The organism is Streptomyces sp. NPDC005878, assembly GCF_040629815.1.
Lineage (GTDB): Bacteria > Actinomycetota > Actinomycetes > Streptomycetales > Streptomycetaceae > Streptomyces.
Genome location: NZ_JBEXWK010000004.1, coordinates 29034 through 45010 on the forward strand (window position 1 = coordinate 29034; position 15977 = coordinate 45010).

14 protein-coding genes are annotated in these 15977 nt (G+C 69.4%); 10 read left to right on the forward strand and 4 right to left on the reverse strand.

Translation table 11 applies throughout. From position 1 onward, the window contains the following. Window positions 1-90 precede the first annotated feature (90 nt). The 5 genes from ABZ404_RS08650 (at window position 91) to ABZ404_RS08670 (ending at window position 7025) form a co-directional block, all read left to right on the forward strand. Window positions 91-2559: a beta-ketoacyl-[acyl-carrier-protein] synthase family protein gene (locus ABZ404_RS08650; protein WP_358831849.1), complete on the forward strand. Its 2469-nt coding sequence runs from the start codon at window positions 91-93 to the stop codon at window positions 2557-2559. Then, entirely contained in the window at window positions 2556-2939 is a 384-nt protein-coding gene (locus ABZ404_RS08655) for a hypothetical protein (RefSeq protein ID WP_358831848.1), read from the forward strand. The genes ABZ404_RS08650 and ABZ404_RS08655 overlap by 4 nt, the downstream gene beginning before the upstream one ends. Next, window positions 2939-3697, forward strand: coding sequence for a glucose 1-dehydrogenase (locus ABZ404_RS08660; RefSeq protein ID WP_358831847.1), 759 nt, complete (start codon window positions 2939-2941; stop codon window positions 3695-3697). Before ABZ404_RS08655 ends, ABZ404_RS08660 begins: the two co-directional genes overlap by 1 nt. Before the next feature lie 21 nt (window positions 3698-3718). Further along, complete coding sequence (locus tag ABZ404_RS08665; protein WP_358831846.1) at window positions 3719-5620, forward strand: DHA2 family efflux MFS transporter permease subunit; 1902 nt, start codon at window positions 3719-3721, stop codon at window positions 5618-5620. A 163-nt stretch (window positions 5621-5783) separates the two neighbouring features. Next, a complete protein-coding gene (locus ABZ404_RS08670; RefSeq protein ID WP_358990285.1) occupies window positions 5784-7025 on the forward strand; it encodes an acyltransferase in 1242 nt (413 codons plus the stop codon). A gap of 120 nt (window positions 7026-7145) precedes the next feature. Here the strand turns inward: ABZ404_RS08670 and ABZ404_RS08675 are convergent, their stop codons facing one another. Next, window positions 7146-7877 carry a 3-keto-5-aminohexanoate cleavage protein gene (locus ABZ404_RS08675; protein WP_358831844.1) on the reverse strand — a complete coding sequence of 244 codons (732 nt, stop codon included), beginning with the start codon at window positions 7875-7877 and terminating at the stop codon, window positions 7146-7148. 503 nt (window positions 7878-8380) lie between these two features. On the opposite strand from ABZ404_RS08675, the gene ABZ404_RS08680 reads away from it, so the two are divergent. The 3 genes from ABZ404_RS08680 to ABZ404_RS08690 all read left to right on the forward strand — a co-directional run bounded on the left by ABZ404_RS08680 (window position 8381) and on the right by ABZ404_RS08690 (window position 10129). After that, on the forward strand, window positions 8381-8959 hold the full coding sequence (locus ABZ404_RS08680) for a DUF4142 domain-containing protein (protein WP_358831843.1): 579 nt from the start codon (window positions 8381-8383) through the stop codon (window positions 8957-8959). Window positions 8960-9248: 289 nt separating this feature from the next. Further along, on the forward strand, window positions 9249-9713 hold the full coding sequence (locus ABZ404_RS08685) for a hypothetical protein (protein WP_358831842.1): 465 nt from the start codon (window positions 9249-9251) through the stop codon (window positions 9711-9713). Next, window positions 9710-10129, forward strand: a complete 420-nt coding sequence (locus tag ABZ404_RS08690) for a spore-associated protein A (protein ID WP_358831841.1) — start codon at window positions 9710-9712, stop codon at window positions 10127-10129. Before ABZ404_RS08685 ends, ABZ404_RS08690 begins: the two co-directional genes overlap by 4 nt. 68 nt (window positions 10130-10197) lie before the next feature. On the opposite strand, the gene ABZ404_RS08695 is transcribed toward ABZ404_RS08690, so the two are convergent. The 3 genes from ABZ404_RS08695 to ABZ404_RS08705 all read right to left on the reverse strand — a co-directional run bounded on the left by ABZ404_RS08695 (window position 10198) and on the right by ABZ404_RS08705 (window position 12967). Then, window positions 10198-10566, reverse strand: a complete 369-nt coding sequence (locus ABZ404_RS08695) for a MerR family transcriptional regulator (RefSeq protein WP_358831840.1) — start codon at window positions 10564-10566, stop codon at window positions 10198-10200. A gap of 930 nt (window positions 10567-11496) precedes the next feature. Then, window positions 11497-12261 (reverse strand): GDSL-type esterase/lipase family protein, encoded by a 765-nt coding sequence (locus ABZ404_RS08700; RefSeq protein WP_358831839.1) that lies wholly within the window; start codon window positions 12259-12261, stop codon window positions 11497-11499. Between the two features lie 388 nt (window positions 12262-12649). Then, the gene (locus ABZ404_RS08705) at window positions 12650-12967 is read right to left on the reverse strand and encodes a CU044_2847 family protein (RefSeq protein ID WP_358831838.1); all 318 of its coding nucleotides are present in this window, start codon (window positions 12965-12967) and stop codon (window positions 12650-12652) included. A gap of 142 nt (window positions 12968-13109) precedes the next feature. Between ABZ404_RS08705 and ABZ404_RS08710 the strand changes: the two genes are divergently transcribed. Together ABZ404_RS08710 and ABZ404_RS08715 are read left to right on the forward strand one after the other, a co-directional pair. After that, complete coding sequence (locus ABZ404_RS08710) at window positions 13110-13805, forward strand: hypothetical protein (protein WP_358831837.1); 696 nt, start codon at window positions 13110-13112, stop codon at window positions 13803-13805. A 21-nt stretch (window positions 13806-13826) separates the two neighbouring features. Next, complete coding sequence (locus ABZ404_RS08715) at window positions 13827-15968, forward strand: CHAT domain-containing protein (protein ID WP_358831836.1); 2142 nt, start codon at window positions 13827-13829, stop codon at window positions 15966-15968. Window positions 15969-15977: the final 9 nt, after the last annotated feature.

The following is a 15977-nucleotide window of genomic DNA, read 5'->3' on the forward strand; positions in this document are numbered from 1 at the left end:
CGGGCACCCGCCCGCCCCGCCCTCCCCCGGCGTCCCACCACCAGCACGCCGCGCCCTCCCCACCCCACTCGCGGCACGCAAGGAGAAGTCATGAGCCACAGCGACCACCGCCTCGAAGGCGTGGCCATCACCGGAATAGGCCTGAGCTGTGCGCTCGGCAACGGCGCACAGCACGTCTGGCGCGGCATCCGCGCGGGCGAGAGCGGCATCGCCAGGACCCAGCGCCTCGACGTCTCGACGCTCAGCTGCCAGTACGCCGGCGAAGCCCCCACCGTCCCCTCCTCCCACCCGCGGCTGCGCGGCCGCGTCGACAGGGCCACCTCGCTGGCCCTGACCGCCGCCCAGGAGGCGGTCGCCGGCGCGGGACTGCCCGAGGACGGCCAGGACCCGTACCGCATGGGCATCGCGGTGGGAACCTCCGTGGGCGGCCTCGACCGCGGCGAGCAGTTCCACTGGGAGCTGCTGCGCGGCGGCCCCGGGGCGACCCACGCCGACCTGCTCTTCAACTACCCCCTGTACACCTCGGCGGACGCGCTCAGTATCGCGTTCCGGTTCAAGGGCCCCAAGGTGGTGATCTCCAACGCCTGCGCCGCCGGTTCCAACTCCATCGGGTTCGCCGCCGACGCGATCCGTGAAGGCCGGGCCGACGTGATGATCGCGGGCGGGGTGGACGTGCTCGACATCCTCTCCCTCGCCGGCTTCGACAGCCTCAACGCCCTCGACTCCGAACCGTGCGCGCCCTACTCCCGCAGCACCGGCCTCAACCTCGGCGAGGGCGCGGCCTTCCTGGTCCTGGAATCGCAGTCGCACGCCCGCCGTCGGGGCGCGGACATCCTCAGCTACGTCCTGGGCTACGCACTGACCAGCGACGCCTACCACGCCACCGCGCCCGACCCGGCGGGCGACGGCGCCAACCGCGCCATGCGCGCGGGCCTGGCCCAGGCCTCGCTCGGCCCCGAGCACATCGACTACGTCAACGGGCACGGCACCGGCACACCCACCAACGACAGCGCCGAGACCAAGGCCGTGGACGCCCTCTTCCAGGGCCGTACCGCCGCCCCCATGAGCAGCACCAAGTCACAGGTGGGCCATATGCTCGGCGCCGCCGGGGCCATGGAGGCGGCCACCTGTGTGATGGCGCTGCGCGACGGTGTGCTGCCGCCCACCGTCAACGTCGACGAGAGCCGCGACCTGCCGCGCGACATCGTGCCCAACCGGTCGCGGCCGCGGGAACTGAACGTGGTGGTCTCCAACTCCTTCGCGTTCGGCGGCAACAACTGCTCCCTGGTCCTGGGCAGCCGGCCGGCCACACCGCGTACTCCCGCCGCCCACCGCGTCGTCATCACCGGCGCGGGACCCGTCACCGCGCTCGGCAGCGGCCGCCAGGTCCTGCTCGACGCCCTGCGGGACGGCCGCACCGCGGTGGGTCCGGCCCGGCTCAGCGACCTGAGCCGCTCCCGCACCCGTCTCGCCGCCGAGGTCGACACCGCCGAGTGCCGCCGCCACGTCGACCGGGCCTACGCCCGCCGGCTGGACCAGATCGGCCTGCTCACCCTCGCCGCCAGCCGACTGGCCCTCGACGACGCCGGCCTGCGCGTCACCAAGGCGGAGGCGAACCGCATCGGCATGGTGTTCGGCACCTTCAGCGGGCCGGTGGAGACCGTGGAGCAGCTCAGCGAGACCATCGGCACCCAGGGGCCGCACCGCGTCAACCCCCGCCTCTTCCCCAACTCGGTGATGAACGCCGCCGCCGGACACGCCTGCCTCGCCCTCCAGATCCGCGGCCCGCTCTCCACCCTCGCCACCGGCTGCGCCTCCGGACTCAGCGGCCTGGGATACGCGGCCGACCTGATCCGCCGGGGCGAGGCGGACGTGATGCTCGCCGTCAGCGCCGACGAGCTGACCCCGCTGCTGCACTTCGGCTTCGACCGGGTCGGCCTCCTCGCGCAGGACAGCCCCCGCCCCTACAGCGCCACCCCCACCGGCGCCGTACTCGGAGCCGGCAGCACGGCCCTGGTCGTCGAGTCCCTGGAACACGCGCTGGCACGGGGAGCCACCGTCCTCGCCGAGGTGAAGGGCCACGCCATCACCAGCGACGGCCATCGCGTCGCGGGCAACGACCCCTCGGGCGAGGCCTGGGCGGAGAGCTTCCGGCGGGCCCTGGCCGACAGCGGCATACCCGCCTCGGACGTCGGCACCGTCTTCGGCGACGCCCGCGGCACCGCCGCGATCGACCGCGCCGAAGCCGCCGCGATCGCCCAGGTGTGGCGGCCGGGCACGGTCCGGCTCAGCAACCTCAGCCCGTACACGGGCCATGTGCCCAGCACCTCGGCGCTGATGTCGGCCGTCTGCGCCACGGAGACCATGCGTACCGGCTGGAGCCCCCGCGTCCCCGGCCCCGTCGAGCCCCTCGACGGCCTGCGCCCCTATCTCGACTCCACCCCCGACGCCGCGGGCAAGGCCTGCGTCGTCACCGCCGCCAACTGGGGAGGCACCTACGTCTCCCTGGTCCTGGCCCCCTGGCACCAGTCGGCCCCGTCCGAGGAGGCGACGGCATGACCCGCCCCACCCCCACAGGACCTGTCGTCCGCATCAGCTCCCCGCGGCACTGCCCGGATCGGGACGATCCCCGCTGGACCGACTGGCTCACCGGCACCGAACGCGTCTACGCGCACTCCCTGGCCCGCGCCGAGGAGCACCTGTCCGCCCGCAAGGCGGCCAAGGAAGCGGTCGCTCAGCTCGTGGGCTGGCCGGGGACGCCGCCCTGGCAGGACATGGAGATCGCGCGCCGCGCGGACGAGGCTCCGGTCCTGCGGGTCCGCGGCAGGCTGGCCGCCTGGATGGGTGAGCGGGGTCTGGCGACGCCCCGCGTCTCGCTGACCCACGCCCGCGGCTACGCGGCGGCTCTCGCCTGGTTCCCGAGCGGCGGGGAACGGTGATGCGCGCGCCGCGGCCGTACGAGCGGGTGGCCCTGGTCACCGGCGCCCTCGGCGGCATCGGAGCGGCCGTGACCCGCGCCCTGCTCGACCAGGGCATGGGCGTCGTGGTCACGGACCTCGACGGGGACGCCTGCCGGGCGGCGGCGAACGCGCTCAACGGCGGTCCCTCCCCCGGCAACGCGGTCGGCCACCCCCTCGACGTCACCGACGCCGACTCCTGGCAGCGGGTGACCCGGTTCGCCCGCCGCCGCTTCGGCCACCTCGACGTCCTCGTCAACAACGCCGGAACGCTCGGCATCCACGGCTTGGAGAGCTGCACCCCCGAGGAGTGGGACCGCGTGGTGGACACCTGCCAGCGCGGCACCTGGCTGGGGATGCGGGCCGCCGCCCCCTGTCTGCGGTCGGCCGGCGGCGGCTCCATCGTCAACGTGAGCTCCATCTACGGCATGGTCGGCTCGGGCGCCGCCTTCGCGTATCACGCCGCCAAGGGCGCCGTGCGGGCCATGACACGGGCCGCCGCGGCCGAGCTGGCGCCCGCCGGCATCCGGGTCAACACCGTCTCCCCCGGCATGGTCGCCACCGCCATGACGGCGTCCGTCCCCCGCGCGTTCCTCGACGACGTCACCGACCACACCCCCCTGCGCCGTCTGGCGCACCCGGACGAAGTGGCGGCCGCGGTGCGGTTCCTGACCGGTGACACCGCCTCCTACATCACCGGTACCGAACTCGTCGTCGACGGCGGCTTCACCGCCCTGTGACGCTCTCCCCGAGGAGTCGTGATGGACCAGGACCACGGCCGGACGCCCTGGGTCGCGCTGAGCGTCCTGTGCACGGGCTTCTTCCTGATCGTGCTGGACACCACGATCGTGCACGTGGCCATCCCGGCGATGATGCGCGCGATGGACGCGGACCTGGACCAGGTCCTCTGGGTCGTCAACGCCTATCTGATCAGTTACGCGGTCTTCATGATCCCGGCCGGACGCCTCGGCACACGCTACGGCCCCCGGCGGATCCTCCTCACCGGGCTCGCCCTGTTCACCGTCGCCTCCGCCCTGTGCGGCTGCGCCGCGAGCGTCGGCCAACTCCTGGCCTGGCGTGCCCTCCAGGGACTCGGAGCCGCCCTGGTGACCCCGCAGATCGGCGCCTTCATCGCCGCGATGTTCCCCGCCCGCCGACGCGGGGCCGCGTTCGGCGCGCTCACCAGCGTCATGGGACTGTCGATCGTCGCGGGCCCCCTCCTCGGCGGGCTCCTGGTGACCCGCGTCGGCTGGCAGTGGATCTTCATGATCAACGTACCCGTCGGCGCCGCGGTGCTCCTCCTGTCCGCCGCCCTGCTCCCCGCACCGGCTCCCGAGGGCCGCCGCGGCACGGACCCGCTCGGTCTGGCGCTGGTGACGATCGGCCTCACCACCCTCACCTTCGCACTCCTGGGCAGCGGACGCCCGTTGCGCGCCCAGGCCCTGTGCGCGGGAATCGTGTGCCTGGTCCTGTTCCTCGTCCAGCAACGCTGCAACCCCCGCTCCCCGCTACTGCCCCGCACTCTGTTCACCCGCCGCGACTTCGCCGTGGCCAACGGCATCGGCGCCGCCGTGCAGTTCGCGGTCATCGGCAGCGCCACCCCGATCGCCCTCCTCCTCCAACAGCAACTGCACCTCACGGCGCTGCACTCCGCCTTCCTCACCGCGCCCACCCCGCTCGCCGCCGCCGCGGCCGCCCACGTCTCCGGCCGCCTCGCCGACCGCATCGGCGGCAAACCCCTGGTCATCGGCGGCCTGCTGACCTACGCGTACGGGCTCGCCCTCCTGGGTTCGCAGGCCCGCCCGGGGATGGACCCCTGGGAGCTGCTCCCGGCGATGCTCCTGGCCGACCTGGGCATCGGCGCCGCCCTGGCCCCCCTGACCAAGATCGCCATGGACGCGGTCGACAGCCGGCACGCGGGCCCGGCGTCCGGCGTGCTCAACACCAGCCGCCAGGTCGGCGGCATCCTCGGCGGCGCCGCCGTCGGCGCACTGATCAGCCGTCAGGCGGCCTCGGCCGCCGACAGATCGACGGGGCCCGGGAGCCCCGGCGACCCGAGCCACCCCGTGGACTACGCGGCCGCCCTGCACACCACGACGCTCCTGACCTCCGGCGTCCTCTTCCTCGCCGCCCTCGCCGCCGCGACACTCGCCCCCGCACCCAGCCGACGCCCCCGCCACCCACGCCGTACGGCGGTGCTGCGGCTGGACACACTGCCCGCCGTCGTTCAAGAGGGCCCCGGCTACCGGGCCGTACAGATCCTCACCGCGACCAGGGTCGCCGCACGCGGGCACCGCGAGGTCCTCGGGTTCGAAGTGGCGGGCGCCGACCCCTCCGCCACCTGGTCCCGCCTGCTGAGCGGGCTGCGCTCCCACGGCCTGGGCCTCGCATCCGTGCAGTACGTGGTGTGTGACGACACCCCCGGGCTGGCCGCGGCCGTCGGCACCGAACTGCGCCTGCCGACCCGCCCGGCGGGCGGGACCCGCGACGCGGCGGCGGAGCTACGCCGGACCCTGCGGCTGCACCTCGGCGACGACGGCCCCGCACCCACACCTGCCGGACTCGCCGCCACGGTCCAGGAAGCGATCACCGCGCAGAACAGGCGGTGGGCCACCGCGCCCCGCCCCAGCAGACGGACGTGGCTTCCGCCGATCCCCCTATGACTCCCGGGCCCTTACCGCGTACGTACGCACGACGCATGACACAGGCCCGGTGGGGGCCACCTTCGGGCCCCCGAAGCCAACCCACCAACCAACTAACCGAGCAAGCAACTGGCACACAGCCAACCAACCAGCAAACCAACCTTCGAGACAGAGGAAGCCCGTCATGCCCACATTCCAGGAACTCTCTCCGCACAGCACAGCCCCCGCGGCGCATGAAGGCCCGGCGCACAGACTGCCCACACTCACCGGGATGCGGTTCGTGGCCGCCGCGGCTGTCGTGCTGTGCCACTTCTCCCTCTACATCCGGGGAAACCCGGACTTCTGGCGCAACCTCGGCCAGGTCGGCGTCTCGTTCTTCTTCGTCCTCAGCGGCTTCGTCCTCACCTGGTCGGCCAGGCCCGACAGTCCCGCGCGGGCCATCTGGCGCGCGCGAGCGGCGAAGATCTTCCCCAACCACCTCCTCGTCGCGGCGGCCCACGCGGGTCTCATGCTGCTGACGGGCAAGGCGATCGTCAGCGCCCAGATCCTCCCCACGGCGACGCTCACCCAGTCGTGGATCCCGGGGTTCAACCTCACGACGGCCATCAGCCCCGTGAGCTGGACCCTCTCCTGCGAGGTGTTCTTCTACCTCGCCTTCCCCCTGCTGCTGACACAGCTCCGCCGCGTGCCCCCGAAATACCTGTGGTGGGCGGCCGCGGCCCTGATCGCGGTGATCTTCACCTTGCCGGTGGTCGCCCAGCACTTCGTCCCCAACGGCAAGCCGATGTCCCCGCTGCTTCCCTATCTCGACAACGACGCCTGGTTCGTGGGCTTCTTCCCGCTCGCACGGGCCTTCGAGTTCGCCCTGGGCATGGTCCTGGCCCGTATCGTCGCCGCGGGAAAGTGGTTCCAGCTCGGCATGGCGCCCGCCACGGTCCTGTTCGTGCTCGGCTACTGGCTGTCCATGGGATCCGGCCTGTACTCCTTCGCCGCCGCCACGGTCATCCCGATCGGCATGCTGATCTGCGCGGGCGCGGTCGCGGACGTCGAGGGACGCCCTTCACCGCTGCGCCACCCCTACTTCGTGCGGCTCGGTGAGATCTCCTTCGCCCTGTATCTCGTGCACAAGCCGGTCATCGACTACGGCGCCAAACTGCTCGGCATCCCGCACTTCAGCGGTATGGCTCTGGTCGACCAAGTGGTCGTGCTGGCGCCGTTGTTCGGTGTGGCCCTGCTGCTGGCCTGGCTGCTGTACATCGGTGTTGAACGCCCCATGATGCGCCACTGGGCCCGGCGCCGCCCGCGCCGCAGCGCGAGCCACCGGGCGGCCTGCCGCGAGTGCCCGGCCCGGACCTGCCCGGGCCGGCCGAGTGGCGCGGACCTCTCCGGAGAGGAGGACGGGGTCGAGCGTTCCCCGGCACGTTGACCCTTCTGCGGGGGTGGACCACGGCCGACGTACTCGGCGGTGGTCCACCTGCCTTCCGTGTGAAGGCGACGCCGGCTTCAGAGGGACTCCATCGGCACGAGGGCGGGTTCGTGTGGGGGATCAGAGGGTTTCGGATGCCTGATGGATGATCTGTCGTGCGGCTTGGACGAGGTCGGCGTTGGTCTGGGTCGGCGTGCCGTCCGGCAGTTGGAGCACGTCTTCCAGACCGATCCGTAGGTCCAGCCGCCGGAAGACGGCCAGGCGGAGGACGGGCCAGGCGGCTTCGTCCTCACCGTGCAGAAGGATGGGCGAAGCCGTGACCGGGCGGAGTTCGTCCAGGAGACCGACTGCGGCGCGAACCGCGGTCTGCGGGCTGGTGTCAGTGATCTCAGCGAGGACGCGCAGGACTTGGTGGGCCTGTGGCCAGGCCCGGAACCTCTGTAGTGCGGCGGTCCCCGAGTAGAGGCCGGCTTCGATGCCGACACCCCGCTCCAGCAGGGCGCCTGCGACTTCGGTGGCACCGTCCTCATGCCAGTTCACCGAGGCGTGGTCGGGCAGCACCGTCCAGGCCCGGACGTGAGCAGCGCGCGTCTCGGCGTACGGCGCGGCCCAGGCGCCGGTGGTGACGCCGACGGGGATGCCGGGGACCGCGGACCGTATGGCTGTGAGAACCGCCGCCACGACGGCCGGCTCCAATGTGTCCTCACCGTCCCGGTTCTTGGGATGGACGTGGAGGTCCTGGGCCCCGGCGGCGACGGCCCCGCGGGCTGCCGCCGCCAACTCCTGCGGAGTCACGGGGAGGTGAGCGCATTCGGCACGAGTCCTGGCGCCGTTCAGACAGGCTTGCAGCATGGCGCGATCTTCTCAGGTGGGTCCGACAGCGGGGAGGAGCGCTGGCGAGAGCGGCGGCTGACCCGCGCAAGCACGCGCAGGACTGGACCGGCCCGCTGCCCGGCCGGGTCCCGGGAAGCAGCGCTTCGCACAGGCGCTGCATCGCGTCCTACCAGTAACGATGTCGATGACGGCCACGGTGACGCGATGTGCTGGTGCCGAGGAGCACCAGGGCGAGACCCAGGGGCAACAGGGTAAGCAGCAGGAACGTCATAGGAGTGCTTGTGCCCGGCACCGGCTACTTGAAGCAGCCTCTTTGGGGGGCCGAGTGACTGACGCAGAGCGACCCTGCTCAGGCTGTACAGAAGGACCACCCACCCCCAATCCCTCACTCACAGTGACATTGACGCGCGCTTGAGTGACGCTCGGTTTAGCCTGATCGGGGAGGTGCCCAGGCCCGGACAGACTCCGAGCGTTCAGCACCCGTCGGGCCCTCCCTCGGTCCACGTATACGTGGAGGTTCCATGCGCCTCGCCCACCTGTACTCAGCGATCACCGCATCCGCGACGCTGGTCCTGGTCGGTACGACGACCGCGTTCGGCGCGGTCAGCCCGTCCCCGGCGGCATCCACCGACACGGCATCCCCCGACACGGCCTTCCTGCAAGCGATCCACCAGGCCAACCTCGCCGAGATAGCGGCGGGCAAGGATGCCCGTACACACGCGACCAGCACCTGTGTGAAACAGGTCGCCGCTGTCCTCGTGCGAGACCACACCACGCTCGACAGCAAGGGAGCGGCTCTCGCCAAGACCAAGGGACTGTCGCTGCCCACAGCACCCACAGCTGCCCAGCAGAAGCAACTGAGCGCACTGAAGTCGAAGAACGGCACGCCCGGCTACGACACCGCATGGCTCAAGGACCAGAACACCAGCCATCAGCAGGCCCTTGCGCTCATCGACAAGGAAATCAAGACGGGCAAGGACACGCAGATCCGTGCGGCGGCACAGGCGGCACGGCCGGTCGTCGCCGAACACCTGAAGATGGTCCGGGACGGCACGTGTCACACACCAGCCCCCTCTTCCACCGCCTCGCCGAAGCGGTAACACACCGCCCCCACAGAAGCTGAGCCACGCACCACGCACCGCCGCAGAGCGGCCTCACCGACCCTTGGTGCTCTGTGGCCGGAGCGCGGCACAGACCAGCCATCGGGGCCGCGTCAAAGGTCATCAACGAGGCGGGCGCGCCCTGTCCACGGTCAGCAACCGCGGACAGGGCGCGCCCGTCCGTTGGTTCTTCTCGCGCCGTTTGACGCGTTTTCGCGCTGTTTATTCCTCTCCAACAGCAGATCCTGAGCTGGTTCAGGTATGCCCATCTCCATCGAAGGAGATCAACGTGCACTTCCTGTTCCAAAGATCTGCGGAGAGGGTGGCGGCGGCCGCCGCCACCCTGGCCCTGTGCACCGGCGGACTGATCATGGGTGGCGCGGGCGCCGCACACGCCGCCGCCGTCTGCGCCGGCACCAAGATCGACACCTTGGAGTTCTACACCGGCTACACCTACCTCTACTACAACAGCGCGACGGGAATGAACTGCGCCTACACGGTTCCCAAGTCCGGGAGCGGCACCCGTCAGTTCATGTACGTGGGCCTCTTCCGGCAGAGCGACGGCGTCGGTGTGTGGGACGACGGGGACTTCACCCAGTACGCGGGTCCGGTCTACCTGCACGCGCCCGGCACCTGCGTCCAGTTCAACGGTCAGGTCGGAACGTGGGCCGGGAACTCCGGATACGGGCACTGCGGGAGCCTGGCGCTCTCCACCACCAGGCCGCCCGCCACCGAAGCGGGGAGCGGCCGATGAAGGGCGTCTCGCGTCGCACGCGACGACTGGGAACCATCTTCGGCACGCTGGCCCTGGCCGGTGCCGGAATGCTGGCGCTCCCCGCGACCGCGCAAGCCGCCTCGTACAACGGTGCGTGCGGGGCAGGTTACAGCGTCGTCGAGTCCGCGCCCATCGGTAACGCGGGCACGGTCTTTCTGACCTGGAACGGGTCGGTTGGCAAGAACTGTGCTGTTGCGGTACGCAATACCTCGGGTCCGGCTGTGTGGATGGAAACGTACATCACCCGCACCGCTGACTGGACCGGTGCCACCGACAGCGGCTACTTCACGACCTACGCCGGGCCCGTGTACATCAACGGTCGCAATACCTGCATCGCGTTCAGCGGCACCATCGGCAGCGAGTCAGCCACGCGGGGCCCGGGCCACTGCGGCTGACGTGTGCCTCCCTGAGGTCCGGCGCTCCCGACGTTGCCGCCCGGCCGTCTGCACCCTGGGCGGCAACGTCAACCCCCTGGTGGCCCTCCGGTCACTGGAACGGCCGTGCGCGTCGGCCGCCTCTCGCCGCGCTGTGCGCGCAGACGCTCACTGAGACGCTGAGCTTCTTCGAGCTGGTCTTCGAGAATGATGATGCGACAGGCGGCCTCGATGGGGGTGCCCTGGTCGACGAGTTCGCGGGCGCGGGCGGCGACGCGTAGCTGGTGGCGGGTGTAGCGGCGGTGGCCGCCCGCCGAACGCAGGGGTGTGATGAGGCGGTGTTCGCCGATGGCGCGGAGGAAGGTCTGGGTGGTACCGAGTATTTCGGCGGCCCGGCCCATGGTGTAGGCGGGGTAGTCGTCGTCATCGAGACGACTGATCGAGACGTCTGCTGTCATTGCACCTCTCTCATGCAACATGGGACACATGGAGGGGCCCGGGTGCCGTACCGGCACCCGGGCCCCGAAGGAACTGCTACACCATCTGCCGGCCCTGATACCGCGCCGGCCTTCTGTTTCCGCCGCCCCGACCGAGAAGCTGCCGGGGATACGGGGATCGCGGTTGCTTGACCGGAGACCACCTCACTATCGATGTCCTGCGGTACCCGGACTCCGTAACACCAGCCCGGGCGATCCTGATGGCGTCCAATCCCTCCGTTCTTCCCTCTGGGATCAATCACTTACCTACTACTGGTACTGCGAACTGCTGGTGATGCGGATACTGCTATTACTGCTGTACTGCGAACTGCTGGTCCTGCTGGTGTTGCGTCCTGCAAGCGGCCTGTACCAGCGCCGCGCGTCGGCAGCCAGCCCCGTCGCCCGTCCTGCATCTACTCCGGCTTGGAACCCCACTGCCGAACTTCCCCGGTGCGCGCGCCCGCAGCCGACGCCTTCACCGAGATACCACTGAACTGCACTTCACTGCGGTGTACTGCGCACTGCATCTACCACTGTTTCCTGCGGTACTGCTGATGGCGGCCCCTCATCACTGCGGGCCACCCGGTCCGGCAGCCAGTCCCGTCGCCGTCCCGCAACCACTCTGGCTTCGACACTCCACCGCCGCACCGCCCTACATACTGCGACTACAACCGCAACTACCTGTACTGCGGTACTGCTCCCCGGCAGTTCGTCTCTGCCGGGCCCTGCGTCTCTCTGCGTTACGAGAGAAACCATAACCACACCAGCGCCCAATGTCTACTCCGGCCAGCATAGATTTTTGGGCGTCAGGTCATCAGGTAGCCGACCTCGAACGTGACAAGCACAGGCGGCGGCCCGCACCGGGTGGAGACGTCGGCGTGTCCGGTGTCCGGTGCCCGTGGAGCCCGGGTCTCAGTCGATGGGCGCCTTGGCCTGCGAAGCGACTGGCGGAACGTCCGGGTAGGGGCGGGGATAGCGCACGCCGATACCGAAGCGGTCCGCGAGAGCGTCGGCGAAAGCGGCGGCGATACGGATCTCGCCGTTGGGGTTGGGGTGGGTGCCGTCCCAGGTGTGCTCCGCCGCGACGAACTCCGCCGCGGTTTCGGCGATCACCACCGGGGAGGTCGGGGTGGTGAGGTCGTCGGCCGCCGCGCGCAGCCGGTCGTTGCAGGCGTCGAGCCGGGCGCCGAAGTCGCGGTCGTCGACTGCTTTGGCGCACTGCAGGATGGTGCCGAGGACGATCGTGACGTGCGGCTCGGCCCGGCGTGCTCCGGCGACGAACTCCCGTAGATTGGCCTCGAATTGCGCGGGTTCGACGCCGTACCAGAACAAGTCGTTGATGCCGAGCAGCACCAGCACGTAGTCGGGGTGGTGCTCACGGACCTTGGCCTCGATCTCGTCCTTCTCGGAGAGGTACGGGCGGCCCCACTGGGCGTCGTGATCGGGGTCGAATTCCGGTTCGGCGTAGGTGGCGTCGTCGTCGCCGACCTCGGCGGTGCGGATGTTGTCGAGGGTGCCCTTGGGACCGACGAGGTCGATGCTCACGTCGTGCTCGTGCAGGTGCTTCCAGAACCGGTAGCGCCAGGTCCAGTCACCGCTGCTGCCATGACTGATCGAGTCGCCGACGATCATGATGTTCACCATGTCGGGGGTACGGGCGGGCTGGGCCAGGGACATGATCCTCCCTATGGACGCGGGACCGTCATACGACGTGCCGGGCGGCGGTCAGCGTCAGACTGTGGGGCCTGTGGGGCCTGTGGGGCCGAGCCCCTCGGTTCGCGTCCGCGGTGACGGGTCCAAGCCTCCTCTTGGCCGTGGCTCCGCGGGATCCGTGTGGACAACCCGCCGAGGAGGCGGCAGCCCGGGAACTCGCCGGAGGTTTCGAGAACGAGATGGCACCGCAGCACCGACCGACTGTCCGGGGGCGTGCCCGGACATGCCCTCACGCTACGCAGACCTCCGCGGTTGCGCCGCCGGGCGCGGTCGCCCGGGTGACGGACCACAAACAACCGGCGCAGCCGGCGCTCCGGACCGTCGGTATCCGCGGCACTCGTTCAGCACTGCGCTATTTGTTCCAGGTCAGGCTGACTTTCAACTGCGCCGAAGCCCCGGCCGCACTGATGATCGCCCCTGCCTGGGCGCTCAGTTCGACGCCGAACTCCACAACGAGGACGTCCGGCCGCTCCACAAGGTCCTCGATCTGAACGGCCACGCTACGGGCCACGCCCCGCACAGCGTGCATGACCGAATCAAACGTCGTTTCGGCCTTCTCGATCACCGTAGCCGACGCACTCCGAGTGAGGACGGAACCCGACGCCTGCCCCTCGGAGACCCTGACGAGCACGGCACTGCCGTCGTCTAGCAGGAACTCCATAATGGTCATAAACTATGAACTACCACGAACTACCGGACAGCGCCAGATGGTTGACGGTTCTCATATTTCCGGAGCGTGGCAGCCCAAGCGAGCAGAGGGCAAGGGATCTCGACCGCACTGAATTCGGCCTCACCCCCGAAGGAGCTGTGCGATGCCACTCGTCGTCAAGATCGCTCTTATCGTCATCGGTGTTGCCTTGCTGGCACTCGCTCTGATCGGCAGCGGAATCTCCCGCCGCCTGATGACCATCCCCAAGATGCATCGGGCACCGCGGATTGCGCTTGCCATACTCGGCGTATTGCTGCTGGCAGGCGGAATGTGGGGATTGTCGACCACCGAGTCGAAGAAAGCACCTTCGGTGGCAGACGTGAAGGAACATATCCCCTCCAGCGTCAAGGCGGACCTGAACTGCACCGAGGCAGCCGAGTCCCCCAAGGGGGCAGCGGAAGTGGACTGCAGTACGCAGAACAGCACCCCAGAATACGTCTACTACATCCTCTTCTCCAATGTCGACGATATGCAGGTGCACTGGAACAAAACCACTGCGCCGGGAGACCTCTCGGGAAATCAGTGCCAGACGATGGACGACTACAAAAAGGGAAGCCATCAGACTTATTACACCAATGATCAGTCCGTCATCATTGGCGACTACGCCTGCTACACGTCTGGGGACTCCATCGTAGCTGTGTACACAGACCGGCGTTACAACGTCATCGTCTCGGCCTCCATTACCGACCCGAAGAACTTCCCCGAATTCATCAAGTGGGTCAACGACACCTCGCAGCCTGTGGGGGACGAGGGCGCCACACCCGCTACCCCGTCGCAGACCGCCGCAGCGGGGCGCTGACCCCGCGGAGAGAAGGGCGCCATGGCGGCGGACTTCGATTTCGTGCTCGAGATGAGCGAGGCACCGGGCGGCTACCGTATCGAGGTGTCGTCGCCGTGCGGCGAGGACCACACCGTCACCAACATCGACGCGGACGAGCTGCTGCAGCGCCTGCCCTCTCTCCAGGCGGCGGTTCTCGGTTCAGCCGTGCGCTCACGGTCCGCCGTGGGGTCCGAGATGGAGGTGCCCGTTCGACAAGTCGGCGGCATCCTGTTCGACGCGGTGTTCCAGGGTTCCATCAGAGCGCTCTATCTCTCCAGCAGACAGAAAGCACGCGAGCATGACCGAAGACTGCGCATGGTGCTCCGGGTCCGCTGCCCGGAACTCGCCGCCCTCCCCTGGGAACTCCTGCACGACCCAAAGCTCGGTGGCTACCTGTGCCTGCATCACCCCATCATTCGCTACGTCGACATCCTGGAACCGGTCTCACCGCTGCGCGTACAACCGCCCCTGCGCATCCTGGGCATGGTGTCCCTCCCCGGTTCGCTCGGGGCACTCGACGCGGAAGCCGAACGGAAGAGCCTGAGCACCGCGCTCAAGCCCCTCATCGATGAGGGAATGGTGCAACTGGACTGGGTGCGTGGCCAGACCAAGCAGCATCTCTTCGCCGCGCTGTTCCATGGATGCCACATCTTCCATTTCGTGGGGCATGGAAGGTTCGACGAGGCCCGGCGCCAAGGAATGATCGTTTTCGCCGACGAACAGGGCCGGGAGGACCCCCTGCACGCCGAAGCCCTCGGCTCGCTGATCAGCATCGCCGAACCCGCCCCCCGCCTCGTCGTGCTCAACAGCTGCGAAACGGGGACGTCCCATGCCCAGGACCTCTTCTCCAGCACGGCGGCCGAGCTGGAGTACACCGTGCCGGCCGTAGTGGCCATGCAGTTCGCGGTGACCGACAAAGCCGCCGTCCTCTTCTCCCGGGCCTTTTACCAGGCCCTCGCCGCCAACCGCCCGGTCGACGAGGCGGTGCGCACGGCCCGCATCGCGCTGCGGGCGGACAAGGACGACAGTCTCGAGTACTTCACGCCCGTCCTGTACCAGCGCAGTGGCGACGCCCAGCTCTTCGACCTCACCTCACCGCGGCGGCCCACTCCCCCGCAGGACGTGGTCGAGGAGATCAACGAGATGCAGCGGGAAGCGGACCACGGCAAGGCCATCATCGATGAACCTGCCCCCGCACCGGTCGGTCCAGAGCCTGCTCGACAGACCGGGCCCCCCTCCGCGACGACCGCCCCCTCCCCCGGCATCACGCCACGTCCGGAGATCGACACCGGGCGGTGGGTGGTCAGTCTGTCCGTCCATCCGCAGGGGCGGCTGCTCGCCACGGGCGCCCGCAAGCGCGTACGCGTCTGGGACGTGATCACCGGTCAGCCAACGTGGGAGCACCCGTTCGGCGGATGGAGCACGATGGTGAACGCGGTCGCCTTCAGCCCCGACGGCGGGAGACTGGCGACCGGCAGTACGGACAATCTCGCACGCATCTGGGAGACGACGACCGGAACCATGGTCGCAGAGCTCGCCCACAACCACTTCGTCGACGCCGTCGACTTCGACACCAGCGGGAAGTACCTGGCCACCGGAAGTGCGGATGCGACGGCCTCGGTCTGGGATCTCAGCACGGGGAACCGGATTCGGCACCTGCGCCATGCCCGCGCGATCAAGGACGTGAAGTTCAGCCCGGACGGACGTCTGCTGCTCACGGCGTCCGAGGACGGCAAGGCCTATGTCTGGGACATCGCCACCGGCTTGCAGAAGGCCCAGATCACGCACAGGAACTTCGTCCTCGAGGTCGCCTTCTCCCCGGACGGGCAGAAGATCGCCACCTGCAGCGAAGACCACTTCGCCCGGGTAACAGAGACGGAGACCTGGACACCGCTCTTCCACGTCGAGCACAGCAGCGGTCTGAGAGCGGTGGGTTTCAGCTCCGACAGCCGTCTGATCGCGACCGGCAGTGAAGACGGCGCCGTGTGCGTGTGGCGGGCCGACACCGGGCAGTCGATGTTCAGCCTCCGGCACACCCGCTCGGTGAACACCTTGGCCTTCTATCCGGACTGCCGGTTCCTTGCCAGCGCGGGCGAGGACAAGGTGGTACGCAGCACCCGGCTTCCCGAAGCCGGCGGATGACCACCTGCG

What these genes read in the sequence shown, in the direction of transcription:
- ABZ404_RS08710 (WP_358831837.1), top strand. Translation starts at nt 13,110, where the DNA reads ATGCCACTCGTCGTCAAGATCGCTCTTATCGTCATCGGTGTTGCCTTG.
- ABZ404_RS08690 (WP_358831841.1), top strand. Translation starts at nt 9,710, where the DNA reads ATGAAGGGCGTCTCGCGTCGCACGCGACGACTGGGAACCATCTTCGGC.
- ABZ404_RS08715 (WP_358831836.1), top strand. Translation starts at nt 13,827, where the DNA reads ATGGCGGCGGACTTCGATTTCGTGCTCGAGATGAGCGAGGCACCGGGC.
- ABZ404_RS08675 (WP_358831844.1), bottom strand. Translation starts at nt 7,877, where the DNA reads ATGCTGCAAGCCTGTCTGAACGGCGCCAGGACTCGTGCCGAATGCGCT.
- ABZ404_RS08680 (WP_358831843.1), top strand. Translation starts at nt 8,381, where the DNA reads ATGCGCCTCGCCCACCTGTACTCAGCGATCACCGCATCCGCGACGCTG.
- ABZ404_RS08660 (WP_358831847.1), top strand. Translation starts at nt 2,939, where the DNA reads ATGCGCGCGCCGCGGCCGTACGAGCGGGTGGCCCTGGTCACCGGCGCC.
- ABZ404_RS08665 (WP_358831846.1), top strand. Translation starts at nt 3,719, where the DNA reads ATGGACCAGGACCACGGCCGGACGCCCTGGGTCGCGCTGAGCGTCCTG.
- ABZ404_RS08700 (WP_358831839.1), bottom strand. Translation starts at nt 12,261, where the DNA reads ATGTCCCTGGCCCAGCCCGCCCGTACCCCCGACATGGTGAACATCATG.
- ABZ404_RS08670 (WP_358990285.1), top strand. Translation starts at nt 5,784, where the DNA reads ATGCCCACATTCCAGGAACTCTCTCCGCACAGCACAGCCCCCGCGGCG.
- ABZ404_RS08695 (WP_358831840.1), bottom strand. Translation starts at nt 10,566, where the DNA reads ATGACAGCAGACGTCTCGATCAGTCGTCTCGATGACGACGACTACCCC.
- ABZ404_RS08650 (WP_358831849.1), top strand. Translation starts at nt 91, where the DNA reads ATGAGCCACAGCGACCACCGCCTCGAAGGCGTGGCCATCACCGGAATA.
- ABZ404_RS08655 (WP_358831848.1), top strand. Translation starts at nt 2,556, where the DNA reads ATGACCCGCCCCACCCCCACAGGACCTGTCGTCCGCATCAGCTCCCCG.
- ABZ404_RS08705 (WP_358831838.1), bottom strand. Translation starts at nt 12,967, where the DNA reads ATGACCATTATGGAGTTCCTGCTAGACGACGGCAGTGCCGTGCTCGTC.